Source organism: Pseudomonas sp. Kh14 (genome assembly GCF_900291005.1).
GTDB classification, from domain to species: Bacteria; Pseudomonadota; Gammaproteobacteria; order Pseudomonadales; family Pseudomonadaceae; genus Aquipseudomonas; species Aquipseudomonas alloputida.
This window is the reverse complement of sequence record NZ_OLKJ01000226.1, coordinates 1-248: the sequence shown is the minus strand read 5'-3', so window position 1 is coordinate 248 and position 248 is coordinate 1. Positions and strand designations below refer to the sequence as shown.

Annotated in this window: 1 pseudogene; it reads right to left on the bottom strand. The window is 57.3% G+C overall.

The annotated features are described in order from the left end of the window. Positions 1 to 248, bottom strand: a pseudogene (mhpB, locus tag FQ668_RS27910) (2,3-dihydroxyphenylpropionate/2,3-dihydroxicinnamic acid 1,2-dioxygenase); the annotation flags it as partial.

Sequence of the window (248 nt, the reverse complement as noted above, 5' to 3'; positions counted from 1 at the left end):
GCCCATTAGCCGATCAGCCATCCGGGCATCGACTTTGGCTAATTCTGGAACTGGCGGTTGATGTGAAAGGCCACCCGATCCCAGGAACAGCACTCGCTTGTTCAGAGTGCGGGTGAATCGACCGACCGCATCACCCATCAATCTGACACGTTCAAAGGTAGGCAGAGGCGGGGCCACGCAGTTCACGAAGATCGGCAAGACCGGATACTTGTCCAAGCCACCCAGGAGGAATTCGAGCGGTTGAGCGA